We start from the raw sequence: 8417 nt of genomic DNA on the forward strand, positions 1-8417 counted from the left end.
GACGCCCCCCCGAGCGGGGTTCACGGCCAGGCGTACGGTCGCGCTGCCGCCGTCGCCCGCCACGGCGATGAGGGTGAGGTAGACGTCGCGCCGGAGGCCGTCGTCGATCGCCGGCACGGTGACGGCGGTGTTCCGGGCCGGGTCGTACCGCAGCGCCGGGGCGGCCGTGCGGGTGGCACCGCCGGCTGACACCGCCAACTCGGCCCGCACCGTCATCCGGCCGCCCGGTGCGCCGCGCTGCACCGACACCAGCCGGGCCGACACGTCGGCCACCCGCAGCGTCTCGCCCACCCGCAGGGTCCGCTCGTCGGCCCGCCCGTACGCCGACGAACCGGCGACGCCCACGGCGAGCACGGCGAGTCCGGCGTGGGCCAGCACGGCGGCCAGGGCCGGGCCGGCCCGCCGCCGACGAGTGACGACCTGGGCGGCCAGGCCGGTGAGGACGAAGGCGGCGGCGCCGAACGCGGTGAGCGCCGCCGGCCCGGGCCGGCTGAGCAGGCCGACCCCGGCCACGGTCGCCAGCGCCGCCGCGCCGGGCAGGGCCAGGCGGCGCCGTGCGCCGGCCGGGTCCCGGTCGCGCAGTGCGGGCGTGACCCCGGCCAGGAGCAGGATCACCACGGCCAGCGGCACGGCGGTCCGCTGGTAGTAGCCGGTGCCGACGCTGGCCTGGCTGCCGGTGAGCGGTTCGGTGAGCAGCGGCAGCACGGTGCCGATCAGCACGGCGGCGGCCACCGTGACCAGCAGGACGGCGTTGGCCAGCACAGCGGTGCGCCGCGACCACAGCGGGGCGGCCGCGCGGGCCGGTGCCGGTTGGCGGCGACCGGTGAGGACGGTGGCGGCAAGGACGGCCAGCAGGACGAAGCCGAGCAGCAGCGGTCCGAGCGGCGAGTCGGTGAACGCGTGCACGCTGGCGACGGCGCCGGAGCGGGTGAGGAAGGTGCCGAGCAGCACCAGCAGGAAGCCGGCGCAGGCCAGGACACTGCTCCAGCGCTCCCGCCCGCGACCTCCGCCCAGGCTGGTGTGCAGGAAGGCGGTGGTGGTCAGCCAGGGCAGCAGGGAGGCGTTCTCCACCGGATCCCAGGCCCAGTAGCCGCCCCAGCCGAGGACCGCGTAGGACCACCAGGCACCCAGCACGATGCCGGCGGTGAGCGCGGACCAGGCGACCAGCGCCCAGGGTCGGGCCACCCGGATCCAGTGCCGTCCCGTCCGCCCGGCCAGCGGCGCGGCCAGCGCCAGCGCGAACGGCACCACCATGCCGAGGTAGCCGGCGTACAGCAGCGGTGGGTGCACGCCCATCGCCGGGTGCTGCTGCAGCAGCGGGTTCGGGCCCGGGCCGTCGAGCGGCGCCGGGTCCACCGCGCGGAAGGGGTTCGCGGCGAACGCGGACAGGGCGAAGAAGAAGGTGGTCGCGACGCTGACCACGACCATCGCGTACGCGCGCAGCCGGTCGGGTCGCCGGGCCCGCGCGAGCAGGGCGCCGTATCCGCCGAGGACCAGCAGCCAGAGCAGCAGGGAGCCGTCCATGGCCGACCAGAGGCTGGTGACCGTGTAGTAGACGGGGACGTGGCGGCCACCGTTCTCGGCCACGAACCGCACGCTGAAGTCGTGGCCGAGCAGCGCCGCCTCGAGGACCGCGCACGCCGCGGCGGCCGCGAGCAGCGCGCCGCCGGTGGCCAGCCGGGCGGGCCGGGCCGGCGCGCCGACCAGGGCCACCCGCAGCCAGAGCAACGCGGCGAGCGGGGCGGCGAGCAGGCCGGCGGCGAGGGCCGCGGTGCCGAGGTCACCGAGCATCGGGCGACTCCGGGTGGGCGGGGGAGGAGGGCCGGTACTCGTTGCCGTGGCGCACCACCACCTGGTCGGCGTCGAACACGCCGTCGACGCCCAGGCGTCCCTCGACGACCGCGTCCTCGCCCTCGCGGAAGGTCTCCGGTGGCACGCCACGCTGGCGTACGGTCACCTGGTGGCCGGCGTCGGCCAGGCGGAACACCACCAGTTCCCCGTCGCGGCGCAGCGAGCCGGGAACGACCTCGCCGCCGAGGCGGACGCGGTCCCGGCCGGCATCGGGGTCGGTGAGCACCTCGCTCGGGGTGCGGTAGTAGGTGAGCGTGTCGCGCAGGGCGCTGGTCACGAGCAGGCCGCCGGCGGCGAGCAGCACCGCGACCAGCGCGAGGCGTCCGGGTCGTCGGATCATCGCACCCGCGCCGGCGTGCGTCGGCCGGTACGGGTGCGCGGTGCCGGTGGCACCGTCGGGCCGCCGAGGCGGCGCTCGAGCCGAAGCATCCGGTGGGCCAACACGAGGAGCGCCCCGGCGCTCGCCGCTGCCACCGCGAGCAGCAGCGCCAACGCCATCCGCGGGTCGATCGGTGGCCGCTCGGGGGCGAGGATGGTGGCCTGCTGGTGCAACGAGCGCCACCAGATCACCGAGAAGTGGACCACCGGGACGAGCAGGAAGCCGGCGACGCCGGCGACCGCCGCCGGGCGGGCCACCCGCCGGTCGCCGCCGTCGGCAGCGCCGGTTCGTTCGGCGAGCGCCCGGCGCAGGGCCAGGTACCCGGTGTACGCCAGCAACAGCAGCGCGGTGCTGACCAGCCGCGAGTCCCAGGCCCACCAGGTGCCCCACACGAGGTGTCCCCAGTACGCTCCGGTGCCGATGGCCACGGCGGTGAGCGCGACGCCGATCTCGGCGCAGGCGCGGGCGAGGCGGTCCCAGCGCAGGTCCCCGCGGATCAGGTAGGCCGTACTGGCGGCCAGTACCGCGGCGAACGCCAGGTAGGCCACCCACGCGGCGGGCACGTGCAGGTACATCAGCCGCTGTGCCTGACCTTGCGTGGCGTCGGTCGGCGCCAGGAGTCCACCCGTGAGGCCGGCGGCCACAGCGAGGCCGCCGGCGGTCCACGCCGTCGTCCGACGCGCGGCGGCTCCCCGTGCGGTGTCGGCGGTCAGGTCCACGGTGGTGGTTCGCATGATCTTCCTGTCCGCGCCGGCGGCGCTTGCCCGCTGCTTCCTGAACACGACCCTAAGCCGCAATGAGGCGAATTCGGCCCCAAATAACGTAATGGGCTACATGTAGGTCAGAATTGGCTATGGTCGGTGCCGGTGGACACGAGACGCGACGTGACGACGCGCTCCAGATCGGAGCTCTGGCGGCGGCGCCTCCTCCCGGTGGTGCTGCTGGGTGGCGGGCTGGCCCTCGCCGGCTGCTCCGGCGGGGCGCCGTCCGCGCTGAACCCGGCAGGTTCCGGTGCGGGACGCGTCGCCAACCTGTGGTGGCTGCTGTTCTGGATCTCCATCGCGGTCTTCGTCGAGGTCATGGCGGTGCTGGCCTGGGCGTTGCTGTTCCGCCGCCGGCGCGACGCCCGGGTCCGGCACGGGCAGCCGCTGCGCTTCGTCACCATCGCCGGTGCCGGCATACCCCTGGTGATCCTGGTGACGGTCTACGCCATCGGGTTGCGTGACCTCGCCGCGCTCGGCGACGGCCCCGACCCGGGTGCCCCGACCATCGAGGTCACCGGCCACAAGTGGTGGTGGGAGGTACGTGTGCAGGGCGGTGCCGGCGCCACCGCCAACGAGCTGCACATCCCGGTGGGGGAGAAGGTGCGGGTCCGGCTGCGCACCGCGGACGTGCTGCACAGCTTCTGGGTGCCGCAACTGATGCCCAAGACCGACCTGATCGCCGGCGAGGTACGCGAGACGTGGCTGCACGCCGACCGGGCGGGCAGCTACCGCGGCCAGTGCGCGGAGTACTGCGGTACCCAGCACGCCCACATGGCCTTCCTGGTGGTCGCCGAACCCCGGCAGGACTTCGACGCCTGGGTGGCCCGGCTCGCCGCGCCCGCCGCCGCCCCGCAGACCGACGCCCAGCGGCGGGGGCAGGCGGCGTTCGTGCAGGGCAGCTGCGCCGGCTGCCACACCATCCGGGGGACCGGCGCGAACGGCCGGATCGGGCCCGACCTGTCCGACGTCGGCTCCCGCTGGAGCATCGGCGCCGGGGCGGTGCCCAACGACGGGGGCCACCTCGGCGGCTGGATCGCCAACCCGCAGACGGTCAAGCCGGGCAACTATATGCCGCCACAGCCGGTCGACCCCGGCCAGTTGCCGGACCTCATCGCCTACCTGCGGTCCCTGAAGTGAGCGGAGGGAGGCATCGATGTCCACGACCGCCGCGCCGGCGCCCGGCGCCAGCAGGCAGGACCTGACCTTACTGGAGGAGCACTGGGGTGAACGCCCCTCCCTGCGCTCCTGGTTCAGCACGGTCGACCACAAGCGGATCGGCCGGCGTTACCTGGTCACCGCCGGGCTCTTCTTCTTCCTCGCCGGGGTGAGCGCGCTGACGATGCGGACGCAGCTGGCCCGGCCGGAGTCGCGGTTGCTGTCCCCGCAGGAGTACAACCAGCTGTTCACCATGCACGGCACGGCGATGATCTTCCTGTTCGCCACCCCGATGCTCTTCGGCTTCGGCAACTTCCTGGTCCCGCTGATGATCGGCTCCCGGGACATGGCGTTCCCGAAGCTCAACGCGTTCGGCTACTGGGTGTTCCTGCTCGCCGGGCTGTTCATGTGGGTCAGTCTGCCCTTCGGCGCCGCGCCCAACGCCGGCTGGTTCGCCTACGTGCCGCTGACCGAGCGGGTGAACACCCCGGGCCTGCACCTGGACGTCTACAGCCTCGGCCTGCTGTTCCTCGGCATCGCCACCACCGCCGCCTCGATCAACTTCATCGTCACCGCGCTCAAGCTGCGCGCACCCGGCATGTCGCTGAACCGGGTGCCGCTGTTCGTCTGGGCGATCGTCGCCACCGCCTTCATGGTGATCTTCGCGCTGCCGGCGCTGAACCTCGACAACGCCATGCTCTTCCTCGACCGCCGCTTCGGCACCCACTTCTTCGACCCCGGCGCCGCGGGCAACGTGCTGCTCTGGCAGCACCTGTTCTGGATCTTCGGGCACCCCGACGTGTACATCATCGTCATGCCGGCCCTCGGCATCGTCTCGGCGGTGCTGCCCGCGTTCACCCGCCGCGGGGTGGTCGGCTACCCGCTGATCGTGCTGGCCATCGTCACCATCGCGATCATCTCGTTCGGCGTCTGGGTGCACCACATGTTCGCCACCGGACTGCCGCGCCTGTCGTACAGCTTCTTCAGCGCGGCCAGCAGCATCATCACCATCCCGTCCGGGATCCAGATCTTCGCCTGGCTCGCCACCATGGCGCTCGGCCGGCTGGTGTTGAAGGTGCCGCTGCTGTACCTGATCGGCTTCATCGTGACGTTCGTGCTCGGCGGGTTCACCGGGGCGATGTTCGCGCTGACCGCGTTCGACCAGCAGGTCACCGACTCCTACTTCGTGGTGGCCCACTTCCACTACGTCCTCATCGGCGGGGCGGTATTCCCGATGCTCGCCGGCATCTACTACTGGCTGCCGAAGATCACCGGCCGGATGTACCACGAAGGACTCGGCCGGTGGGCGTTCTGGCTCGTATTCGCCGGCATGCACGTCACGTTCTTCCCCATGCACCTGTACGGGCTGTTCGGCATGCCCCGGCGGGTCTACACCTACCGCAGCGAGCCGGGCTGGGACGCGTGGAACCTGGTCAGCACCATCGGGTCGTACCTGCTGGCGATCGGGCTGCTGCTGGTGCTGATCGGCGTGGTGCACGCCATCCGACGCGGCCGGCCGGCGCCGCCCGACCCCTGGGGCGGCGACAGCCTCGAGTGGTCGACCGAGTCGCCGCCGAAGCCGTACAACTTCCCGGTCCTGCCCGAGGTGCACAGCCTGCACCCGACCTGGGACGAGCCGAGCCGGGAGTCCATGGGCGCCGGAGCCACCGAGGACCGGATCCTCGCCGAAGGGCGCCGAACACTGTTCACCAGCGAACTGGACGGCCGGCGGGAGCGGGTGGTGGAGATGCCGGAGGCGTCCCTGCAACCGCTGGTGCTCGCCCTGGCGCTGCTGGTCTTCTTCACCACGATGCTGTTCGCCTGGTACCCGGTCGCCATCGCCGCCGTGGTCGTGGTGGCGGCCACCATCGGCGTCTGGCTCTGGCCGCCCCGGCGGCCGGAGCGGGAACTCGGGGTGAGCACATGAGCACCCGGGGCGGCATCGCCGCGGCCACCGGCACCGAGGCGCTGACCACCGAACTTCCGGTGGGCCGGTCGACCGGCTGGTGGGGGATGGTGATGTTCGTCGCCACCGAGGCGACCCTGTTCGCCTGCCTGCTGGGCAGCTACTTCTACCTGCGGTTCCAGCACGGCGGGTCGTGGCCGCCGGGCGACATCAGCAAGCCCAAGCTGCTGGTCCCGCTGGTGATGACCGGAGTGCTGCTGCCGAGCAGCCTGCCGGTGGTGTGGGCCGAGCACGGCATCCGCAAGGGCCAACGCTGGCGGCTACGTGCCGGGCTGGCCGCCACGCTGGTGATGGGGGCGACCTTCCTGATCCTGCAGGCCAGCGAGTACGCCGACAAGCTGCGCGAGTTCACCATCACCACCAACGCCTACGGCTCGCTGTTCTTTGTGATCACGGGGTTCCACGGCCTGCACGTGCTGGTCGGGCTGACCATGATCAGTTGGCTGCTCGCCGCCTCCCTGCGCGGGGGCAGCTTCGGCGCCCACCGCCACGACCGGGTCCGCAACGCCGCGATCTACTGGCACTTCGTCGACGTCGTGTGGGCCGCGATCCTGTTCACCATCTACCTGTCGCCGAGGCTGTGATGAGCGCCCACCCCGGGCCTCGCGCACGCCTGGCCGGCGGGCTGCTGCTCTGGTACGCGGTGCTGGGCGGGGCGGTCGCCTGGGCGGTGCACCTGTTCGCCGCCTGGGGCGTGGACGAGTTGACCTGCGCCAGCGGCCGGGAGCGGATCGGGGCGTTACCCCTGCAGGCCGTCGTCGCGATCGCGGTCGTGCTGCCCGCGCTGGCGACCGTCGGCGCTCTGCTGGCCGCCGCGCTCGTCTGGCGGCGCACCGCCCATCCACCGGAGGGGTTGGACGAACACCCGGTGCGGCGCAGCCGGCTGCTCGCCGTGGTGGCCATCTGGTCCAACCTCCTCTTCCTGGCCATCATCGTGCTGGGCGGCGCCGCCCTGCTGGTGCTGCCGCCATGCCTGCGCTGACCGCGACCGGGCCGACCGGCGGGGACGACGTCGGCGCGGGCCTGCTCGCCATGCTGCTGGCCGCCACGCTGGCCCTGCTCGCCGCCGGCTACGGCCGAGGGGCCCACGAGCTGTGGGCACGCCGCGGCCTCGGCCGGGTGCTGCCCGGCTGGCGCGTGGCCGCCTTCGGGGCCGGCCTGCTGAGCGTGCTCGCCGCGCAGGACGGGCCGCTCGCGGCGGCGGCGCAGCGGTCCTTCGCCGGGCACATGACCCAGCACATGCTGCTGCTGCTCGGCGCCGGCCCGCTGCTCGCCGCCGGAGCCGCCGGCCTGCCGCTGACCCTGGCCTGCCCGGCGGCGCCCCGCCGGTGGCTGGCCCGGCTCCGGGCCGCCGGACCCGTCCGCTGGCTACGGCGACCGGCCGTGCTCGCGTTCACCGCGGGCGGGATCCAGACCGTGGTGCTGTGGTTCTGGCACCTGCCCGGGCCCTACCTCGCGGCCGAACAGCAGCCGGTCGTGCACGCCGTGGAACACGCCTGCTTCCTCGGCTCGGCCTGGCTGCTCTGGGCGCCGCTGCTCGGCGCACCCCGGCACCGGCTGCCCGCCCCGGCCGCGGTGCTGCTGCTGATCGGCACCATGCTGCCGGCGTCCGCGCTCGGGGCGGTGCTGACCTTCGCGCCGCGGCCGATCTATCCCGTGGCGGTCCTCGGGCCCGACCCGCTGGCCGACCAGCAGCTCGCCGGCCTGCTCATGTGGGCGCCGATGGACGTGGCGGTGCTGGTCGCCAGCCTGACCGTGTTCCTGCGCTGGCTCGTCGGCCTGCAACGGCAGCGCCCCGAGCGGGTGACCTCACCCGAGTCCCGCAGCCGCCTGCCGGCCCGGCCCGGAAGAGTCGTGCCATGACCCGCCGGATTCCACACCGCTGGTTCCTGCTGGTGGCGCTGCCGCTGCTTCTCGCCGTGCCCGGCTGCGCCCACACCAACCCGCCGCCACCGCCGGAGGTCCGCGCCGGCAACGCCAACCGGGGCGCCTCCCTCATCGCCCAGTACGGCTGCGGGTCCTGCCACACCATTCCCGGCATCGATCAGGCCAACGGCCTCGTGGGCCCGCCCCTGACCCGCTTCGGGTCTCGCTCGTACATCGCGGGGAAGCTCGTGAACAACGCCGACAACCTGCAGCACTGGATCACCGACCCGCAGGCGGTCGTGCCCGGCAACGCCATGCCGAACCTGGGCGTCAGTCCGATCGACGCCCAGGACATCGCCGCCTACCTGTACACCCTGGACTGAGTCGTGAGCGCGGGGACGAACCGGTCGAGGCGCCGGTGGTGGCACCCGGGGCG

9 protein-coding genes are annotated in these 8417 nt (G+C 73.5%); 6 read left to right on the plus strand and 3 right to left on the minus strand.

The window, feature by feature from the left end; translation table 11 throughout:
- The 3 genes from ONA70_RS32260 to ccsA all read right to left on the minus strand — a co-directional run.
- The coding region (locus ONA70_RS32260; protein ID WP_265010269.1) for a heme lyase CcmF/NrfE family subunit at positions 1 to 1791 on the minus strand (1791 nt) is incomplete at its 3' end.
- The gene (locus tag ONA70_RS32265) at positions 1781 to 2191 is read right to left on the minus strand and encodes a cytochrome c maturation protein CcmE (RefSeq protein ID WP_265010270.1); all 411 of its coding nucleotides are present in this window, start codon (positions 2189 to 2191) and stop codon (positions 1781 to 1783) included. The genes ONA70_RS32265 and ONA70_RS32260, both read right to left, overlap by 11 nt.
- A complete protein-coding gene (gene ccsA / locus ONA70_RS32270; RefSeq protein WP_265010271.1) occupies positions 2188 to 2964 on the minus strand; it encodes a cytochrome c biogenesis protein CcsA in 777 nt (258 codons plus the stop codon). Before ccsA ends, ONA70_RS32265 begins: the two co-directional genes overlap by 4 nt.
- Positions 2965 to 3096: 132 nt before the next feature.
- Between ccsA and coxB the strand changes: the two genes are divergently transcribed.
- From coxB to ONA70_RS32300, 6 genes are read left to right on the plus strand one after another with little or no spacing between them, the layout of a single operon-like run.
- Positions 3097 to 4131, plus strand: coding sequence for a cytochrome c oxidase subunit II (gene coxB / locus ONA70_RS32275; RefSeq protein ID WP_265010272.1), 1035 nt, complete (start codon positions 3097 to 3099; stop codon positions 4129 to 4131).
- A 16-nt stretch (positions 4132 to 4147) separates the two neighbouring features.
- Positions 4148 to 6076: a cytochrome c oxidase subunit I gene (gene ctaD / locus ONA70_RS32280; RefSeq protein ID WP_265010273.1), complete on the plus strand. Its 1929-nt coding sequence runs from the start codon at positions 4148 to 4150 to the stop codon at positions 6074 to 6076.
- A complete protein-coding gene (locus ONA70_RS32285) occupies positions 6073 to 6699 on the plus strand; it encodes a cytochrome c oxidase subunit 3 (RefSeq protein ID WP_265010274.1) in 627 nt (208 codons plus the stop codon). Before ctaD ends, ONA70_RS32285 begins: the two co-directional genes overlap by 4 nt.
- Positions 6699 to 7097 (plus strand): hypothetical protein, encoded by a 399-nt coding sequence (locus tag ONA70_RS32290; RefSeq protein WP_265010275.1) that lies wholly within the window; start codon positions 6699 to 6701, stop codon positions 7095 to 7097. Before ONA70_RS32285 ends, ONA70_RS32290 begins: the two co-directional genes overlap by 1 nt.
- A complete protein-coding gene (locus ONA70_RS32295) occupies positions 7085 to 7978 on the plus strand; it encodes a cytochrome c oxidase assembly protein (RefSeq protein ID WP_265010276.1) in 894 nt (297 codons plus the stop codon). The genes ONA70_RS32290 and ONA70_RS32295 overlap by 13 nt, the downstream gene beginning before the upstream one ends.
- On the plus strand, positions 7975 to 8364 hold the full coding sequence (locus tag ONA70_RS32300; protein ID WP_265010277.1) for a c-type cytochrome: 390 nt from the start codon (positions 7975 to 7977) through the stop codon (positions 8362 to 8364). Before ONA70_RS32295 ends, ONA70_RS32300 begins: the two co-directional genes overlap by 4 nt.
- Positions 8365 to 8417 lie beyond the last annotated feature (53 nt).

The sequence above is a fragment of the Micromonospora yasonensis genome (assembly GCF_026013475.1).
Taxonomy (GTDB): Bacteria; Actinomycetota; Actinomycetes; order Mycobacteriales; family Micromonosporaceae; genus Micromonospora; species Micromonospora yasonensis.

Excerpts from the sequence above, each read along its gene's own strand:
- ONA70_RS32265 (WP_265010270.1), bottom strand. The coding sequence starts at position 2,191 with ATGATCCGACGACCCGGACGCCTCGCGCTGGTCGCGGTGCTGCTCGCC.
- ccsA (WP_265010271.1), bottom strand. The coding sequence starts at position 2,964 with ATGCGAACCACCACCGTGGACCTGACCGCCGACACCGCACGGGGAGCC.
- ctaD (WP_265010273.1), top strand. The coding sequence starts at position 4,148 with ATGTCCACGACCGCCGCGCCGGCGCCCGGCGCCAGCAGGCAGGACCTG.
- ONA70_RS32285 (WP_265010274.1), top strand. The coding sequence starts at position 6,073 with ATGAGCACCCGGGGCGGCATCGCCGCGGCCACCGGCACCGAGGCGCTG.
- ONA70_RS32290 (WP_265010275.1), top strand. The coding sequence starts at position 6,699 with ATGAGCGCCCACCCCGGGCCTCGCGCACGCCTGGCCGGCGGGCTGCTG.
- ONA70_RS32295 (WP_265010276.1), top strand. The coding sequence starts at position 7,085 with ATGCCTGCGCTGACCGCGACCGGGCCGACCGGCGGGGACGACGTCGGC.
- ONA70_RS32300 (WP_265010277.1), top strand. The coding sequence starts at position 7,975 with ATGACCCGCCGGATTCCACACCGCTGGTTCCTGCTGGTGGCGCTGCCG.